The organism is Companilactobacillus mishanensis (genome assembly GCF_003946505.1).
Lineage (GTDB): Bacteria > Bacillota > Bacilli > Lactobacillales > Lactobacillaceae > Companilactobacillus > Companilactobacillus mishanensis.
The window spans coordinates 37,010-55,242 of record NZ_RHON01000001.1 but is presented as its reverse complement, the minus strand read 5'-3'; the positions used below and the strand labels follow the sequence as shown (position 1 = coordinate 55,242).

21 protein-coding genes and 1 riboswitch are annotated in these 18,233 nt (G+C 36.5%); of the genes, 1 reads left to right on the top strand and 20 read right to left on the bottom strand.

Translation table 11 applies throughout. From position 1 onward, the window contains the following. Nucleotides 1-12: 12 nt before the first annotated feature. The 14 genes from EKM63_RS00300 to mraZ all read right to left on the bottom strand — a co-directional run bounded on the left by EKM63_RS00300 (nucleotide 13) and on the right by mraZ (nucleotide 13,125). Complete coding sequence (locus EKM63_RS00300; protein WP_125702552.1) at nucleotides 13-759, bottom strand: DivIVA domain-containing protein; 747 nt, start codon at nucleotides 757-759, stop codon at nucleotides 13-15. A 16-nt stretch (nucleotides 760-775) separates the two neighbouring features. After that, nucleotides 776-1,576, bottom strand: coding sequence for a YlmH family RNA-binding protein (locus EKM63_RS00295; protein ID WP_125702551.1), 801 nt, complete (start codon nucleotides 1,574-1,576; stop codon nucleotides 776-778). Beyond that, entirely contained in the window at nucleotides 1,576-1,830 is a 255-nt protein-coding gene (locus EKM63_RS00290) for a YggT family protein (RefSeq protein WP_225418244.1), read from the bottom strand. Before EKM63_RS00290 ends, EKM63_RS00295 begins: the two co-directional genes overlap by 1 nt. 29 nt (nucleotides 1,831-1,859) lie before the next feature. After that, nucleotides 1,860-2,270 carry a cell division protein SepF gene (locus EKM63_RS00285; protein ID WP_125702547.1) on the bottom strand — a complete coding sequence of 137 codons (411 nt, stop codon included), beginning with the start codon at nucleotides 2,268-2,270 and terminating at the stop codon, nucleotides 1,860-1,862. 15 nt (nucleotides 2,271-2,285) lie between these two features. Beyond that, the gene (gene ftsZ / locus EKM63_RS00280; RefSeq protein WP_125702545.1) at nucleotides 2,286-3,533 is read right to left on the bottom strand and encodes a cell division protein FtsZ; all 1,248 of its coding nucleotides are present in this window, start codon (nucleotides 3,531-3,533) and stop codon (nucleotides 2,286-2,288) included. A gap of 47 nt (nucleotides 3,534-3,580) precedes the next feature. After that, nucleotides 3,581-4,933 (bottom strand): cell division protein FtsA, encoded by a 1,353-nt coding sequence (ftsA, locus tag EKM63_RS00275; RefSeq protein ID WP_125702543.1) that lies wholly within the window; start codon nucleotides 4,931-4,933, stop codon nucleotides 3,581-3,583. Nucleotides 4,934-5,009: 76 nt separating this feature from the next. After that, the gene (locus EKM63_RS00270) at nucleotides 5,010-5,711 is read right to left on the bottom strand and encodes a cell division protein FtsQ/DivIB (RefSeq protein WP_125702541.1); all 702 of its coding nucleotides are present in this window, start codon (nucleotides 5,709-5,711) and stop codon (nucleotides 5,010-5,012) included. A gap of 14 nt (nucleotides 5,712-5,725) precedes the next feature. Further along, nucleotides 5,726-6,835 carry an undecaprenyldiphospho-muramoylpentapeptide beta-N-acetylglucosaminyltransferase gene (murG, locus tag EKM63_RS00265; protein WP_125702539.1) on the bottom strand — a complete coding sequence of 370 codons (1,110 nt, stop codon included), beginning with the start codon at nucleotides 6,833-6,835 and terminating at the stop codon, nucleotides 5,726-5,728. Nucleotides 6,836-6,837: 2 nt separating this feature from the next. Continuing rightward, the gene (gene murD, locus EKM63_RS00260) at nucleotides 6,838-8,205 is read right to left on the bottom strand and encodes a UDP-N-acetylmuramoyl-L-alanine--D-glutamate ligase (protein WP_125702537.1); all 1,368 of its coding nucleotides are present in this window, start codon (nucleotides 8,203-8,205) and stop codon (nucleotides 6,838-6,840) included. Nucleotides 8,206-8,215: 10 nt separating this feature from the next. Next, complete coding sequence (mraY, locus tag EKM63_RS00255) at nucleotides 8,216-9,181, bottom strand: phospho-N-acetylmuramoyl-pentapeptide-transferase (protein ID WP_125702535.1); 966 nt, start codon at nucleotides 9,179-9,181, stop codon at nucleotides 8,216-8,218. A gap of 20 nt (nucleotides 9,182-9,201) precedes the next feature. Further along, entirely contained in the window at nucleotides 9,202-11,370 is a 2,169-nt protein-coding gene (locus tag EKM63_RS00250) for a penicillin-binding transpeptidase domain-containing protein (protein ID WP_125702533.1), read from the bottom strand. Continuing rightward, entirely contained in the window at nucleotides 11,367-11,738 is a 372-nt protein-coding gene (ftsL, locus tag EKM63_RS00245; protein WP_125702532.1) for a cell division protein FtsL, read from the bottom strand. The genes EKM63_RS00250 and ftsL overlap by 4 nt, the downstream gene beginning before the upstream one ends. A 15-nt stretch (nucleotides 11,739-11,753) precedes the next feature. Further along, nucleotides 11,754-12,704 carry a 16S rRNA (cytosine(1402)-N(4))-methyltransferase RsmH gene (rsmH, locus tag EKM63_RS00240; RefSeq protein WP_125702530.1) on the bottom strand — a complete coding sequence of 317 codons (951 nt, stop codon included), beginning with the start codon at nucleotides 12,702-12,704 and terminating at the stop codon, nucleotides 11,754-11,756. After that, nucleotides 12,694-13,125, bottom strand: coding sequence for a division/cell wall cluster transcriptional repressor MraZ (gene mraZ / locus EKM63_RS00235; RefSeq protein WP_125702528.1), 432 nt, complete (start codon nucleotides 13,123-13,125; stop codon nucleotides 12,694-12,696). Before mraZ ends, rsmH begins: the two co-directional genes overlap by 11 nt. 236 nt (nucleotides 13,126-13,361) lie before the next feature. On the opposite strand from mraZ, the gene EKM63_RS00230 reads away from it, so the two are divergent. Continuing rightward, complete coding sequence (locus EKM63_RS00230; RefSeq protein WP_125702526.1) at nucleotides 13,362-13,478, top strand: DUF4044 domain-containing protein; 117 nt, start codon at nucleotides 13,362-13,364, stop codon at nucleotides 13,476-13,478. A 54-nt stretch (nucleotides 13,479-13,532) separates the two neighbouring features. Here EKM63_RS00230 and thiT read toward each other — a convergent pair whose 3' ends face one another. From thiT to EKM63_RS00200, 6 genes are all read right to left on the bottom strand, one after another. Next, nucleotides 13,533-14,102: an energy-coupled thiamine transporter ThiT gene (thiT, locus tag EKM63_RS00225; protein ID WP_125702523.1), complete on the bottom strand. Its 570-nt coding sequence runs from the start codon at nucleotides 14,100-14,102 to the stop codon at nucleotides 13,533-13,535. 49 nt (nucleotides 14,103-14,151) lie between these two features. Then, a riboswitch (TPP riboswitch) is annotated at nucleotides 14,152-14,251 on the bottom strand. Between the two features lie 29 nt (nucleotides 14,252-14,280). Further along, entirely contained in the window at nucleotides 14,281-15,081 is an 801-nt protein-coding gene (minD, locus tag EKM63_RS00220; protein WP_125702521.1) for a septum site-determining protein MinD, read from the bottom strand. Nucleotides 15,082-15,083: 2 nt separating this feature from the next. Then, a complete protein-coding gene (locus tag EKM63_RS00215; protein WP_125702519.1) occupies nucleotides 15,084-15,746 on the bottom strand; it encodes a septum site-determining protein MinC in 663 nt (220 codons plus the stop codon). Continuing rightward, nucleotides 15,743-16,285, bottom strand: a complete 543-nt coding sequence (gene mreD, locus EKM63_RS00210; RefSeq protein WP_125702517.1) for a rod shape-determining protein MreD — start codon at nucleotides 16,283-16,285, stop codon at nucleotides 15,743-15,745. The genes EKM63_RS00215 and mreD overlap by 4 nt, the downstream gene beginning before the upstream one ends. Then, nucleotides 16,285-17,148 (bottom strand): rod shape-determining protein MreC, encoded by an 864-nt coding sequence (gene mreC, locus EKM63_RS00205; protein WP_125702515.1) that lies wholly within the window; start codon nucleotides 17,146-17,148, stop codon nucleotides 16,285-16,287. Before mreC ends, mreD begins: the two co-directional genes overlap by 1 nt. A gap of 45 nt (nucleotides 17,149-17,193) precedes the next feature. Beyond that, nucleotides 17,194-18,195, bottom strand: coding sequence for a rod shape-determining protein (locus EKM63_RS00200; protein ID WP_125702513.1), 1,002 nt, complete (start codon nucleotides 18,193-18,195; stop codon nucleotides 17,194-17,196). Nucleotides 18,196-18,233: the final 38 nt, after the last annotated feature.

The window sequence follows — 18,233 nt, the reverse complement described above, 5'->3', positions numbered from 1 at the left end:
TTGTTCTTTTCATTAGTTATTTCCATTGTTATCGGCATCAGAATCAAAATTGAATGTAGGACCATTCTGATCATTGTTGATCGTATATGAATCTGAAGTCTCGTTATCTGGAATGTTTTTATTATAATCCTCTTGCCTTTGATTTGAAACATTATCTTTATTTTTTTGAAAATCTTCAGTTTGACTTTCATTTGGAATCTGATTTTGATCTGATTCTGAATTATTTGTCATACCGATTCTTTCTTTCAAATCGCTAGTCTGGGTCGTATCAAGAAGATTATTCCAGTCAGGACTTTCAACATAATCCAATTGTTGCTGAAGCATGTTTTGAAGAGTAATACGAAATGCATTTGTCTTACCTTTCAAATCATCAGTTTCAATCGTGACTTGTCTAGCCTTGTCGGAAGCATCTTCTAATATTTGATTAGATTTTGTGGTTGATTGGTCCAACAAATCTCTAGCTTTTTGTTGGGCATCTTCGGAAATGATCTGTGCTTCTTTTTCAGCATTTGCTTTGACTTTATCAGCAGCATCTTGTGCAACAATTATAGACTGATTCAAAGCATCTTTCATTTCTGTAAAATACTTCAGTTGTGATTGAACTTGTTTCAAGTCTTTTTGTAATTGCGAATTCTGTTGTAGTGCCAAATCATAATCGTTAACAACTTGATTTAAAAATTGATCAACTTGTTCACGATCATACCCACGAAACTTTCGGTCAAATTCTTTGTTATGTATTTCGATTGGTGACAAAACCATAAAACCACACCCCTCATCATTTCCTAATAACGTTCACAAAAATTATATACTTATTATTTTTTGATTTGCCCATGATATCATTTATTCTTATTCGGCCGTAGCCTCTGACACTAATAGTATCATATAAGGTCACAAATGCACTGGCATTGCGATTAGGTACCCAGTTAAGCTGAATTTTACCATGATCAACTAATGCCTTAGATTGAGTTCGAGAAATATCATAGATAGTTGATATTATCGTATCCAGTCGCAAGGATTGGACGTTGACAGTTTCATCAGCCGACTCGTCGATCGGCATAATCAAATCCTTTTTGATATCTTTCTCGGTCAAATGTACCTTAAAGGAACCAATTTTATCAACTTGTTCACTAATAAATTTGGCCATATCTTTAAATACAAAAAATTGCCATGCTTTACCATTGGTAATAATATCACCAAAATGATCTCGTTCTACGCCAGAACCGGTTAACGAACCCAGTATTTGTCCATGATGCAAGTTCGCAAATCTTTCAGGATATCTGACCTCAAACAAAGAAATTTTAAAATCGCTTTCCTTAGGTACAAAATAATCAGGAGCAATTATGCCCCTGACTCTTTCTGCTCCTTCATAACCACCATAATAATGGACAAACAAATCGTCATATTTATTGACCAAATTGTCCAGAATGGCACGTTCTCTCATGTTGAGAAAATCAGTTAATTGTGGAATATACATTGTTTGAGTTCGAAGTAATAAATCACCAATCTTGTCGATAAAGGGCTTCTCTTCAGGTCTGAAATAACTACTATTTAGACTTACCTTTTCTTCATCGTCCATTAAATTATGTAAAAAATCACTTTCTCTGCTATTTGTACAAGTATTAACGCAATGATAGGAGAAATATCAATGAATCCAAATCGAGTAGGAATAATTCTAGAAATCAAATTTAAAAATGGCGCTACCATACCTGCTATAAAACGACCAAATGCCGAGTTGTACAATCTCGGAATGAAAGTCAATACACAGAACACAATGATTATCAATTCATAGGCACTGAAAAGCAGACCTATTATTCCGGGTAGTCCGGTCATTACTCGATCCATTTATTTTCCTCCGTTAGTTATTCACCAATGTCAGGAATGCTACCATCTATTTGAAACTTGGGTGGTGTGCACAAGAAAATCTTGTCTCCAACACGTTTGATTTCGCCGTTAAGAGCAAAAACAGTGCCAGTAAGGAAATCAACGATTCTCTTAGCCTGATCATCACTTATATTATTAAAATTAACTATTACTGCTTTGTTGTTCAATAGTTGTTTAGAAACAACTTTAGCATCAGCATAAACTCTTGGTTGATAGATAGCGATCTTGCTACTTGCGTTCTTCACTGTGCTACTTGAATCCATTGAAACTACCTTCTCATTGTTAGAATAATCGTTAGCTTCATTTGTGGTAGTAGTTTGGGCTTGATTGCCATCATAGTTTTCTTCGTCACTGATACCAAAGAAATTACCTAGTTTTTCAAATGCCATAATTTGAACTCCTTATTATTTATTTCTACGTTTAAAGATAGGTGGTGTTGAGTCATCGTCATCATCACTTAAATCAATTGTTTCTGGTTTTTGGAAGATATCAAAATCACTCTTTTCACCTGAAACATTATTGTTTGAGTTATCACTGTTTGCTTGGTTGATATCCCAATCTGCCAAAGGATCAGTTGCTGGTCTTTGTGGTTGTGCTTGTTGGGCATTATCATTTTGATCATTATTATTGTTATTTACATTGAATACTGCGTTAGGGTTGTTTAGATTTGGACGACGAACTTTGTCCTTACTGTTTTCACTCTCAACACCTGTTGCAATAACAGTAACTTTAACTTGATCACCAAGTGTTTCATCAATTGATGTACCAAAGATAATATTAACGTCTTTGGTTGCTTGATCTGTAACGATTTGAGCAGCATCTTGTGCTTCAAACAATGAAAGATCAGGTCCACCAGTAATGTTAAGTAATACTTGCTTAGCACCATCAATAGATACTTCAAGTAGTGGTGAAGAAATAGCTTTGTTTGTAGCATCAGTAATTCTGTTTTCACCATTAGCTGTACCAATACCCATAAGAGCAGAACCTTGGTCAGACATTACTGTTTTAACATCAGCAAAGTCCAAGTTAACGAATCCTGGTGATGTGATCAAGTCAGAAATGCTTTGAACACCTTGACGTAAAACATCATCAGCAATACTGAATGCCTCACCCATAGGAGTCTTCTTATCAACGATTTCGAGCAATTTACTATTTGAGATCAATACAAGTGTATCAACATCTTTTTTAAGCTCACTGATACCATCAGCAGCAAAGCGTGAACGTTTTGATCCTTCAAAAGCAAAAGGACGAGTAACGACGCCAACAGTAAGTGCGCCACTTTCTTTTGCGATATTTGCAACGATAGGTGCAGCACCAGTACCGGTACCACCACCCATTCCTGCAGTGATAAAGATCATGTCTGCACCTTCGAGTGCTTCTTTGATTGCTTCTTCACTCTCTTGTGCAGCTTTTTGTCCAATTTCAGGGTTAGAACCAGCTCCTAGACCTCTAGTAAGCTTTGGTCCAAGTTGGATCTTTGTTTCAGCTGAAGAGCTTTCAAGTGCTTGTACATCTGTATTCGCAGCAATAAACTGAACACCTTTGATACCTGTATCGACCATTCGGTTAACAGCATTACCACCAGCGCCACCAACACCAATAACTTTGATGACTGCCCCCATATTTTCGCTTGAATCTAATGAATATTCCATTAAGGAGTTCCTCCTATTACCTATCTTGAATATAGTTAACTTATTTATTAATCAAAAAACTTACTCCAGAAATCTTTGACTCTGTCCATTCTAGAACCTTTTTCAGCCTTTTTCTTTGGAGATTGTTTCTTTTGTTGCTTACTCTTTGGTTTTGCTTGAGTAGTAGTTTGACGATTATCTGGAACAGACTGAGTCTGAACAGATGGTCTTGAGGCTGAATCATTTTGATTAATCGCAGCACCGTTGACTACATTGTCAGCAATAATTCCAATGTCATTCAAGTTTGAAGCATATGTCACAAGACCTAACCCTAATGAGTAAGATGGATATCTCATACCCATTTGAGCAGGTACATAACTTCTGACTTTAACTCCAAATACCTTTTTGGCTAAATCTTCAATTTGTGGTGTAGCTGCAACCCCACCAGTCAAGACAATTCCGCCCGGCAATGACAAAGCACCAGCATCTTCAAGAGGACCCTGAAGTCTGGTGAAAATTTGTTGCAATCTGGCTTCTATAATTTCAGACAAATACTCTTCAGAAATTGTTTCTGGTTCGCTTTGTCCGACTACTTCAACGCTTATTGTATCATCAGTATCGGCTTGTTCCGAATCTGCAGTCCCATAATATACTTTTAATTGTGAGGCATTTTCCATTGTTGTGTTTAAAACAACTGAGATGTCATGAGTGACGTAATCTCCACCTTCAAAATCAACTGTTGAAAGTTTCAAATTATGATCATGAACAACTGAAGCAGTGGTTTGACCTGCACCCATATCGATAATGACCGCACCAAAATCACTCTCACCATCGTTTAAAACGACTTGGCTCAATGCCATCGGCGTTATAACTTTATGAACAATATTAAGACCGGCTTGTTGTATAGCTTTCTTAGTATTGTGAACAATAGTTTTTGGAGCGGTGTAAATAATACCTTTCATTTCAAGACGAACACCGATCATTCCTCTTGGATCACGAATATTATTAAATCCGTCAACAGAAAATTGTTTAGGTACAAGAGAAACAACTTCTCTTTCACCTGGTAAGTTCTGGATCATGGCAGCTGCCATAACTTGTCTTACATCATTTTCTGTAATTTCTTTTGATTGTGTGCCAACTGCAATCATTCCTTGACACTTTTCAATCTGTAGCATATTTGCCGAAATTCCGACGACTACTTCTTTTATCGTTATGTTTGCTTGAGTCTCAGCCTTTTTGACAGCACGTTTGATCGCACCGGATGCCTTGTCTATATCGACAATAACGCCACGGCTAACTCCCTCAGATCGTTCACTTCCGACGCCAACAACACTCAATTTGTCATCTGACGCTTCAGCGACCACCACTTTAATTGAGCTGGTACCTATATCAAGACCCACATAGAACTTTGAATTGTCCATAAACAGTGGTTGCCTCCCTTAACTTGTTAAAAACCATTCATTAGAAAATTTTAACACAAAAACTATTATATTAAACCTATTTCTTGTCATCAAATGCATATGAATAAGCACCAACTTCAAGATCAACGACACCCTTTTGCTTCATTTGTGACGCAATACCTGGATAATACTTCATCTTTTTTGCAACGGTGCGACTATCCGCAATCACTTTATTACCATCATTCATATCAATTTTTAGCCTGTAAGGATTGACTTTTGTATGCGCATTATATATTTCTGATGTGTTATTTTTTACGCTTGCAGGAAATTGTCGATATATTTCAGTAATTTTTTTCAATTGTGACTTTTTATCAAATCCACTGTAAATTGGATAATTCCCGATCGGTGCTTTGATCTTATTGGATAACACCTTACCACCAGTGATTATTCGGTAGTAATAACCATGTTTATAAATTAATCCAAGTGTTTGATATTCATGCACATTAATAACCAAGTCACGAAAATTCTTAGTCTGAAAATCAAGTGATTTAACTGACGGTAATTTTTCATGCGTTTTGTTTGATATCGAGTTTTTTCTGAGAAAAACTCCTATCAATAAAGAATTATCATTCAATTCAGTTGCATCAATTACTTGTTGAGCACCTAAATCATTAACTCCTTTGACAGAAATATTTCTCACTTTACTCAATGGCGAACCCAGATAAGCAATAAATATAATGACTATTGCAATCAAACTAATAATCAGGCTCTTATCAACGCTCTTACGCTTTTTTGACATATCGACCTCGCAAATTACTTACGGACTAATCCAGTTAATACACTGATCAGTTTGTCCGAAGCATCGGGAACTCCGATTTCTTTTGAAGCAGCAGACATCTTATTTTGAATATCTACGCTATTCATTATTTCAGAAACATTATTAAATAACTTTTCACCAGTTAGTTCACTTTCAGGCAAAATATTTGCTGCACCATTGGCGGCAATTGCCCTAGCATTTTTTGTTTGGTGATCATGTGTAACATATGGACTTGGTATGAAAATTGCGGGAATTCCTAATGCGGTGATCTCTGCAATACTTGTAGCTCCACTTCGTCCAACAATCAATTTCAAATCCGGAAGGATTTCTGGCATGTTATCGATGTATGGTTCGATTGAGATATTTGGTGCTGACATGTACTTCTCATCGATTCGTTTTACCACACCATCATAATGAACCCTGCCGGTCACGAATATCATTTGAAAATCAGCTTTAGAAAAACTCTCTAGAGAATCTATTACCGCTTTATTTATTGGCTCAGCACCACGAGATCCGCCGAAAATCATTACGGTATTTTTTTCAGGAGATAAATCAAAATCCTTCAATCTATCATTGGCCTTAATTGCGGCCGCTTCTTGTGCCCTTGGATTCCCGGTATAAACAATCTTAGATTTCTCGGAAAACTGATCCTGGGCATCTTTAAACGCAATGGCAATTCGATCAACGAAATGACCTAAAAATTTATTGGTAACACCGGCAATGGTATTTTGCTCATGGATCACCGTGGGGATATGCAACGTGTGAGCTGCATAAACAACAGCACTTGAAACATATCCACCAGTACCCACAACAATATCAGGCTTAAATTCTTTAATTATTTTCTTTGATTTTCCAATTGACGAAAAGAACATATTCAAAACTTTAATATTTTCAAAAGTCAATTTTCTTTTAAAACCACTGATTTTAATAGTCTTGAAATCAATCCCAGCTTTGGTAACTATTTTACTTTCAAGGCCATTTTCAGTTCCAACATATAAAACATCTTCAATCATGTCACGTTCCTTCAAACGCTTAATGAGTGCCATCGCTGGATAAATATGGCCACCTGTACCACCACCGGATACGATTATGCGGAGTTTAGTCATAATTATTCTCCTTTTAATTTCTTAACTTCATCAATAAATTGATCACCACGTTGTTCAAAATTATCGAACTGATCCCAACTAGCTGCAGCAGGTGAAAGTAAGACGACCTCTCCTTCTGCACTTTGCTTATAAGCTTCGGGAACAGCATCTTGGAGATCTTTGACCTCGATGATATTACTGATATCTGCCTTTTTAGCAGCATCGATCATTTTTTCAGCAGTTTCACCATAAACAACGATATTAGTTACGTTCCGTTTTAAATAAGGAACTAATTCGTCGAAACCATTACCTCGATCCAAACCACCTGCTATCAAAGTGATAGGTTGTTTGAAAGCACTTAATGCAACAATTGTGGCTTCGATATTTGTAGCTTTTGAATCGTTATAGAATTTGCGTTTATTGAATTCATCAACAAATTGGATTCGATGTTTTACACCAGCGAACTTACTTAATACTTCGATGATGTCACCATCTGAGACACCAAAAATTTTGGCAACATTTATTGCTGCCAAGGCATTTTGAACATTATGTTCTCCAGGAACTTTAATCTCGTCTTCATTCATGATGAGATGACGATTGTAATAAATATTACCTTCTGAAGCATATGCACCAAAACCTAATTCTTGTTTGTCAGAAAATGGAATTACTTGTGCAGAAGATTGTTTTGAAAGTTGACGCCATTCATTTTCGTTCCAGTTAACGATGAAGTAGTCATCTGGTGTTTGATTTTTTGTTATATGCATTTTTGCATTAATATAGTTTTCCCTTGAGCCATGAAAATCAAGGTGAGCTGAATATATGTTATTCAAAACTGCAACATGAGGATGTAAATTGATGGTTCCTTCTAGTTGGAAACTTGATAGTTCAGTTACGATCACATCTTGTTTAGTAGCTTTTTGGACAACATCAGAGATAGGAATACCGATATTGCCAGCATAATAAGATTTATTAAATTGTGGAGAATGATCAAGCATCAATTGAATCAATGTCGTAACAGTTGTCTTACCATTCGTACCTGTCACTGCGACCATTGTTGCTTTTGAATACTCGTATGCTACCTCTGGTTCAGTAATTACAGGAATCTTCAACTCTAGCGCCCTAGCAACTAGCTCGTTAGAATATGTGATACCTGGGTTTTTAACTAAATAATCATAAGAATCATCAATCAATTTAGCTTGATTGCTTCCAGTGATAACGTCAAAACCTTCATTCAAAAGCTCTTTAGCTTCAGCATTACCTTCTAGTGGATTTGAGTCAACAACTGTGACTTCTGCACCCATTTTTTTCAATAATCTAGCAACGGCAAAACCGCTCTTAGCTAAACCTAAAACAAGAATCTTTTTGTCTGAATAATTACTCTTCTCTACCATGACTTACTTCCTATACAAAGATTAATAAATAAACTGCTGAACAAATTGCACTAACTAACCAAAATACTATATCAACTTTCCACTCACTCCAACCAAGCATCTCAAAATGATGGTGGATCGGTGTCATTTTAAATATTCGCCTGTGGAAAACTTTAAACGAGAAAACTTGTAACATGACACTTGCTGTTTCGATCACATAAACAAGTCCAATCAATAATAGTGACCAATAGCGACCTAATAGTATTGAAATAGCGGCTAAGCCAGCACCTAAAGCTAAGGAACCAACATCACCCATGAATATTTTGGCAGGCTTATGGTTGAACATCATGAAGCCTAACAAAGCACCAACAACTGAGAAACATACGATGGCTATATCGATTCTGTCTTGGTTCAACGCAATAATTGCATACGTCAAATAAGAAATTGTTCCTAAGCCACCTAATAGACCGTCTAATCCATCAGTTAAATTAGTAGCATTTGAGAATCCAACTAACCAAAAAATTGTGAACAGAACAAATACTATTCTTGAATCAATTGAGAACAATCCTGGAATCGAAAAATTCATTGGTAAATTATCGTTCATATAAACATATAGAAAGATAATAGCAACAACGATTTGTAATGCTAATTTTTGTAATGCCTTTAATCCAAGATTTCTTTTCTTAAAGACTTTGATGAAGTCATCAATAAATCCAATACACCCAAAAAGGATCACAACTAAGGTTGTAATCACTAGAGCATGGGTCATCTGACCTAACCAAGCACCGACCCAAATATTAGAAATGGTCATCGCAATTATGATCAATAGTCCACCCATTGTAGGTGTTCCAGATTTTTTCTCATGCCATTTTGGTCCTTCTTCTCTGATCGACTGACCTTCTTTATGAGCAATCAAGTAGCCAATAAGAAATGGCATAAAAATCGCTACGATGGCAAAACTACTAATTACATCTATGATTATTTTGCTAAGTTCCATGGAAATCCCCACTTAAAATGTTAATTATTTTTCAAAGTTACTTTAATTTTACCACTGTCATTTATTACATCACCTGCTTTTATCGATTGTGATGTAACATATCCATCACCATCGGTATCAACAGTTTTTCCAGTGATTTCAGCAAATTTCAAAACGTCGTTCTTTGACCAACCGGTCAAATCTGGCATAGTCATGGCGCCATTCGTCAACATAACGATACGTTGACCAGGCATGACTTTTTCACCATTTGCTGGTAATTGTTGAACAATTTTATCTCCGGTACCAATAATACCAGTTTGTAAATTCAATTTCTCTATTTGTTTCTGAGCATCCCCGACAGAGCTGTTCAAGAAATCTGGCATGTCGACGTATTGACTATTTGCAGCAATGTCAGTACCAGCTGAATCAGAATTTGTCATTAACCTCTTCATTAGAGGATTGAATATTTCTGAAATCATTTGTTCAGCACCAGTCGACATGATCTGAGGCTGACGCATCGTAATATAGACAATGTATTTAGGATCTTTGTATGGAGCCATACCTGCGACAGAATAAATATAATTACTTGCTCCACTCATATATCCACCTGTTGGTGAAGCAATTTGAGCAGTACCAGTCTTTACACCCACTTTGACTCCAGGGATTTTGTAGACCATTCCGGTACCATAAGGCTCAGTTACAACCTCACGCATAGCTTTACGGACCTGTTTAGCAGTCGACGCTTTGATTGGATGACCAACAGTTTCAACTTTAAATTTCTTAGTCGTCTTATCCGTGTTAGGATCTACGATTTTTTTAACAATTTGCGGTTTGATCATTTTTCCGTTATTAGCAACAGCAGAGAATGCCTGCAACATTTGAATAGTATTAACATTCACACTTTGTCCAAATGAAGTCATTGCCTGGTCAGATGCATGCTTGTATGAAATACCACCCGCAATTTCACCAGGTAAAGGAATTCCCGTCTTAACACCAATTTTGAATCTCTTCATATAATCCATCCAAGTATCTGGACCCATCTCTTGTTCTAGATGGACCATACCTGTATTGGAGGAACGTGGAAATGCTTCAGATGCAGGGATATAACCCCATCCAACATTGTTCCAATCCCTGATGGTTCTACCGCCTACTTCGACAGCTCCTGAACGATAAAGTTCGTCTGGTTTGTAATTACCTGAATCAATCGAGGCAGATAGCGTCAAAATTTTCATAACAGAACCAGGTTCAAATTGATCCTCTACAAGCGTATCTCGCCAACTTTCGTCCAACCCTTTACCAGTTGTTGGATTAAACGTTGGACGCTGCGTAGCGGCCTTTATTTGCCCAGTCTTGGCATCCATTACTAACACATTCAAATTCTTAGGTTGATACTTAGATTCAACATTTTGAGTAAGTATTTCAACATACTGTTGGATTTTGCTATCCAAGGTCAAATAGACATTTGATCCGTTGATTGCTTGCTTCTCGGTAACTTCAGATCCAGGTAATTCATTACCGTGTGAATCAATTTTGGTTATTTTCTTACCATTAGTCCCAGCAAGAGTTTTATTGAAATATTTTTCAATTCCCATAACACCACTAATATTACTGTTCTTATCATTAGCGTTATCTGCCTTAGTTATTCCAACTTGATTGGTTGCAAAAATTCCATTTGGATAAGCTCTGGAAGGTAACTCTGTAAATTTAATACCTTGGATATTTTCCTGGGCAATTTTATTTTTTATTTCTATTGAAAGCCCACGACCTTCTGGCCCAAATTCAACTTGATATTGTTTCTTATTTTCAGGTGTTAAGTAATCTAAAATTTGCTTCTTTGATAATGGCAAATATTTTGACAATTTTTCAGCTGTTGAGGATTTGTTTTCGACATATTCTGGTTTTCCATCCGTTGTTTTGGCTGAATGCGAAAGAACAGCATATATGTTATATATGCTGGAATTTCCAGAAATCATTTCACCACTAGTGTCTAAAACGTCACCACGCTTAGCATTTACCTGATCCACGTTTTGATATTTTTGTTTAGTACGTTGTTCCAAATTGACACCGTCATACTCCTTGGTAGTGGCGATACTTGTAAACCTATAAATAAAAGCGATAAAAGAAAAGGCCGTCACAACCACTATTAAAAAGCCAATAACATAGTGATTGATTCGTGCCTTATTTTTTAGAAATTTTAAAAAGTTTTTCATTTCGTAACGTTCCTTACATTTTTATTGCTCATTTTAAGATTATGTTTCTTAGCAAATTTTGAAAGTCTATCATAACTAGTCATCTCTGAGACTTCCTGTTGCAAGTTTACGTTGTTGGTATTTGTATTAGTAATTTGTGTTGTAATTGCGTCCAGATGGTTTTGTGCAGACGTCATTGAGACTTTAACAGAAACTAGTGCTGTCATAAGGCAAACTGTTAGAATTCCTAATCCGATCAAGAGAAGACTCTCAGTCTTTGAAATAGCTACTTTATGCGTAACTGTTAGTGTCTGAGTATTTGTCTCCTGTTTTGGTTGAGCTACGACTGTTTCATAGTTTGTTAAGTCTCTGGCTGTACTTTCTATCATTTCCTACACTCCATATTAAATCTTTTCTACAACACGTAACTTCGCACTATGTGCTCTATTATTTTCTGCTAACTCATCTTGATTCGGCAAAATTGGCTTCCTTGTCACCAATTTTAAAATGGGTTTTAAGTTATCGGGTATCACTGGAAGTCCGTGGGGAATGTCAACTTCAGAATTTTCTTTGAAAGTGTGTTTTACGATCCTATCTTCCAAAGATTGGAAAGTAATACAGCTAATTCTTCCTGTTGGCACCAGCAAATCAATTGCTTGATCTAACGATCTTTCTAAGGAACCTAACTCATCGTTAACTGCGATTCGTATAGCTTGGAAAATTCGTTTTGCTGGATGTCCTCCTGTACGTCTTCTAGCGGCTGGAATAGCATTTTTTATAATATCTGCTAATTCCAACGTAGATGTGATCCGATGATCTGCTCTAGTTCTCTCGATTGATCTAGCGATTTGTTTGGAAAACTTCTCATCACTATATCTAAAAAATATTCGAACCATATCATTATAAGACCAATCGTTGACGATTGTTTCAGCATCAAGATCTTGTCTCTGATCCATTCTCATATCTAATCTAGCTTCTTTTTTATAACTGAAGCCTCGAACTGCATCATCGAATTGTGGAGAGGAAACGCCTAAGTCATAAACGACCCCGTTGACGCCATAAACGTCTAGTTCGTTTAATCGTTCTTGCATATTCTCAAAATTATCTCTTATTAAAATAAGTTTGTTGTCACCAATAATACTTGAATCATTCTCAATTTCTTCACCCGTCTGAATAGCGCTCTCGTCTCTGTCAAACGCATAAACAGTACTATGGTGAATTCTACTGAGAAGTTCTTTGGTGTGCCCCCCACGCCCAAATGTGGCATCTACGTAGATACCCTCATCATGTGGATCTAATTGATCAATGGTCTCTTTTAAGAGAACTGTTTTGTGTGTAAATTCATTAGAAGTCAAAATCTGTCATCTTCTCCGAAATATCTTCAAAGTTTTCTTCAGCCTCTTGACTGAACTTGTTCCAATTCTCTTCGTCCCATATTTCAATACGGTCCGAAACACCTACGATTACACAATTCTTCTCTAATTTCGAGAAACTAACTAAAGGTGCAGATAAATTAATTCTACCTTGCTTATCAAACTCGACCTCTGTAGCTGCTGAATAGAAAAATCTAGTAAACGCACGTGCGTCTTTCTTTGTTAATGGTAATTTGTCTAGCTGAGCCTCCAATTTATTCCATTGGTCCATTGGATATCCGAACAAGCATCCATCCATCCCACGTGTGACAACAAAGCTCTCACCAATTTCTTGACGAAATTTTGATGGAATTATTAATCTGCCCTTGCTATCTATTGTGTGATGAAATTCACCCATGAACATCCAAAGCTCACCTCAAATCTTTAACACTTTCTAATTTACCACAATTCACCACAATTAACCACATTAAGTTAAAATAATCATAATTTGTTTCAGAATATTGCTCAAATGCCTTTAATATCGGCGTTTATAAAAGTGGTGGCAAAGTGGGAGATTATCCCTAATATTGGGTGAATAGTTGCATAATTACAGTATCTGAAGTAATATTTCACTTATAAATACACTAGGTGGTGTGAACTTTGGACGACAAAAAACCAAAAAGTACTTTATCTAAAATCATTCAAGTTGTTGTTTGGTTAATGATCATTGTTACTATCGGCGGTGTTCTACTTACCGCTGCTATGAGTTTCTTATAAACAAAAAGGCTTAACTGAGAAATAATTCTCAGTTAAGCCTTTTTAATTTTATATTTATCTTACAATGATCAATCTATCAAATAATTTGTGTAAGACGATCAACAGTACAAAGAGCATTATCATATTGGCAATAAAGCTACCGCCGTTTATTACTAATGAGTAAATCCAAGGATTCATTGTCTTTGGAGCAAATGCACCCCAGAAAACACCACCTGCCACGAAATGGCAGAAATACTTGATCACGAACCCAATTGAACTAAACAGTAATATCCAACCGATGGAATTTTTACCATCCTTAATAACTTGTTTAACTTTGATACTGCCGAGACCTATCAGTCCAACTGCAGCAAAGGCAACTGGATATTCAATAAATCCTTGAAGCGGATTCAAAAAACTACCGCTACTAAATCCTCTCAGGATAAGATCAAGAAGGCCCCAACAAAGTCCAGCCATAAGTCCAGGTTTTAGACCTCTTCTTAAAGCAAAGATTGCCATTGGAATAAGGCCATATTGAAATTGAATGGAAGATATTCCGGCAGAATGTGGAACAAAATTTAAAACTTGTGCAGCTGCCGTAATCAAGGCACCTTCAGTCAGTACTATTAAATGTTGATTTTTTGCCATAAAAAAAACTCCCTTTGATTATTGTCATCACAAGAGAGTCCACCTGCACTTTATGTGCAGAACACAATCCCTACGCATGCATTATCATACAGGTTAGAAGGGTCTGATATCTCATCACTCTCAGCCAAATGGCTCCCCTTGTGTTGACTATTTAAATTTAAAGATAGTATAGCATGAACTATTTCTTTCTTCCAAAAACTCGACCTATAAAACCTTGTTTTTTTGGATGTTCGAATAATGTTAATGGAATATTCTCACCGAGCATACGGTGTGCAATATTACTATATCCGTGTCCAGCATCACTATTTGGATCTGAAACAACTGTTTGTCCGGAGTTAGAAGCTGAAATGACTTCATCTTCATCAACGATTATCCCGATAAGTGGGATACCTAAATGATTGACAATATCATCTATCTTCATAGAAGTTCCTTCGTTGATCATGTTTTTACGAATTCTATTAATTATAAGATGTGGTGTAATTGGCATATCTAAACTTTCCAAAATACCAACAACTCGATCAGAATCACTAACTGATGCAATTTCAGGATTTGTAACTACCAAGGCAGCATCTGCAGAATTAACAGCATTCTTAAATCCATATTCGATACCAGCAGGACAATCGATCATTACAAAATCAAAACGTTGTTTTAAATAGTTAATGATCGTAGCAACGGAATCATTGTCCAAAACGTATTTGTCAGAAAACTGCGAAGCTGCAAGTAAATAAAGGTTGTCACCAAATCTTGGATCTCTGACCAAGGCTTGTGAAAGCACGACCCTTTCTTGTGCAACATCAACGATGTCATAAACTATACGATTTGTCAGTCCTAGAACCGCATCAAGGTTTCTTAGTCCAATGTCTAGATCGACCATGCAGACTTTTTTCCCCATCGATGCTAAAACTGTACTGATGTTGGCGGTAGTTGTTGTTTTACCAACTCCACCTTTACCAGAAGTTACAACAATAGAAATTCCCATAGCTAATCGTTCCTCTTTCTTGGTTCGTTAATTGATTCTTTAAAGTTCTGAATGTCATCAACACTTATCGAATGTAGATCATCGATGTGTGCATATTTTCTATTACTATATTTGTCAGAATTATCTTCAGTAACGATTTCGACCACATCAGCAATTCTTACTTGAGTAGCTCCCTCGAGGTTACCAAGAATTGCGGCACTTGTATCATCTGGAAAACCTGCATGAACAATTCCATGCACTTCTCCTAATATATAAATGGATCCGGTAGTAGTTATCTGAGCTCCTTCATGCAAGGTACCAAGGAAAAGAAGGTCTCCTTTGAAGTCCTTCTTTTGACCACTTCTTACAATGCCAGTCTCAATGTTAACTTTATTATCTTCGATAATTTGTGCAGCTTCACTTTTTGGCTGAACATCTGCATCGACAGAGGTCAACTCAATCTGTGGATATTTACCAAAGACACTTTTAATTTTTTTAATTTGTTCTTTATCAAAAAGTCGATTGCCAGTCTTGATTGCAAATCGAATGACATCATCTTCGTCAGTACCAATGGTCTGCTCGACTATCATATTTTTAAGATCAGAAATTGCTTCGTCAAAATCAGCCGAATCATCAACGATTACTGAAAAGCCCTCTTTGCTTCCTTTCAGAGTGATGCTACTCATTTCGATTCCCTCCTATACTTGACCAACCAATCACTTAAGTTTGCAAGTGGGACGTATAAAATAAAGAATACAACCACGTTCCACAATAAAGTTGGTCCTAATACGTAAGTTATAAAGTCACCAAAATTTGATGTAGTAAGTCTGAATAAACGTTCCAGCAAATAAATCCCTGACTGCATTGCAGTTAATGCTAAAAAGTAGATTGAAAGTTCATAACCAACAGTATTTTTGATAAATAAAAATTTATAATGATCTACCCCTACTAATATCAATGGCAACAAAATTGTATATAACCCAATGATCCCAAAATAATAGGAGTCATAAATCAAACCAAAGACAATACCATAAATCAATATTGTCCTTCGGTTATCAATACGCATCGTGAGCAATACTAAAGCCATCAGCATTAGTTGTGGGACGATAGTAAATGAACTTTTATTCATATTATTAAGAAATGACCATTTCATGAGGCCATCTAAGTAAAAGGCCAACATTACAAAAACAACTTGACCAATAATTTTTTGAGTTTTAATAGGCATTATTTCTCACCACGCACAGTTGATTTAATAACTGTAACAACGGTAAAGTTCCTAAGTTCGGCAGCAGGAGTAATATAAATGGAATTTGTCATTCCATAATTGTCTTTCTTGATTCCATAAACTTTACCAATATAAAGACCTCTTGGTGTTCTACCTCCAAGTCCAGAAGTAATAACTCTTTGGCCCTTCTTGATTCCCTTGACTGAGTTAACGTTTTCCATAACCAAGTCTCCGGTACTGTTGTCAAAACGGCTTACAACTCCAGTAACGTCGGTCTTATTGTCATCAAGTATTTCAGCAGCAAACTTATCATTGATTTCATTATCCGTTGAAATCAACTCAACTTTAGAGCTTACCTTGTCGACTTCAATAATACGACCGATCAATCCTTTTCCTGACATAACCGGCATATTCTTCTTAATGCCACTTGTCTGACCACGATTGATCGTCAAGTAGTTTTGCCAACTGCTTGGAGAGCGAGTCAAAACAGATGCATTAACTGATTCATAATCGGTCAATGTACTATTTAAGTTTAATTCAGTTTTTAATTTCTTATTCTCATCTTGGACAACTTTTAATTTAACTTGATTTTGTGCCAAATCTTCGATTTTAGATTTTAAACGTCTATTTTCTGCATAAGTGTTATACAGATCTGAAAATTCCGATGACACGTTTTTAACGGCGTTAGTTGGATATGAAAATACACTTCCTACTACACTAACAACATCATTACCGACTTGTTGAACAACAGGAGGAGTTTGTTTCTTATCTCTGACGCTAACAGATACCGCCAAAAGTCCAAAAGTCACGATAATAATGACCATTAAAATAATCAATTTTTTATTTGAAAAAAACTTTTGCATTGCTTCCTCCTACATCAAACAAATAAAAAAGCGGGATTAACCCGCTTATTTTTGACGACGCATTACATCGATATTTTTAAGTGATTCTCCAGTACCGATGGCTACACAATCTAGTGGGTCTTGAGCTATGAATACAGGCACTCCAGTTGCTTCGGAGATTACCTCAGGTAAATGATGCAACAAAGCTCCACCACCAGTTAAAACAATACCGTGATCAATAACGTCAGCTGCAATTTCAGGAGATGTTTCTTCAAGGGTTTCTTTGATTGTCTCAATGATTTCTTGAACATCTTCATGAATGGCTGTAGCAATATCTTCACCAGTTAATGAAATTGTTTTTGGAAGTCCTGTTACTAAGTCTCTACCACGAATTTGCATTGATTCTAGTTCTTTTGATTTCTCAATTGAAGCTGAACCGACCTGCATTTTAACTTCTTCGGCAGTTCTTTCACCGATTTGAAGATTAAAGTTTGTCTTGATATAAGCTGAAATAGATTCGTCGAATTTATCTCCAGCTACACGAATTGAACGTGAGGATACGATACCACCTAATGAAATCGTAGCAACATCAGTTGTACCACCACCAATATCAACAACCATGTTACCGGTTGGGTCCATAACTGGAAGACCGGCTCCAATAGCGGCTGCAAATGGTTCTTCGATTACATATGCTTCTTTAGCACCGGCATGTTGAGTAGCTTCAATAACAGCTCTCTTCTCAACTTCGGTAACACCACTAGGTACACAAACCATAACGGATGGCTTTGAGTTACCTGTAGTCTTTTCGATGAAGTACTTCATCATTGCAGCAGTTGTATCGTAATCTGCAATTACACCGTCTCTCATTGGACGAATCGCAGATATACTGCCGGGAGTACGACCAATCATCTCACGAGCATCTGACCCAACTGCGACGATTTCTCCCGTATTATTATTCTTTGCAACTACTGATGGTTCATTTAAAACTATACCTTTGCCCTCAACATAGACAAGTGTATTTGCTGTACCTAAGTCAATACCAACTTTTTTTGATCCTATACCAAACAATTTTATATTCTCCTTTAAGTGCACACCACATTTTACGC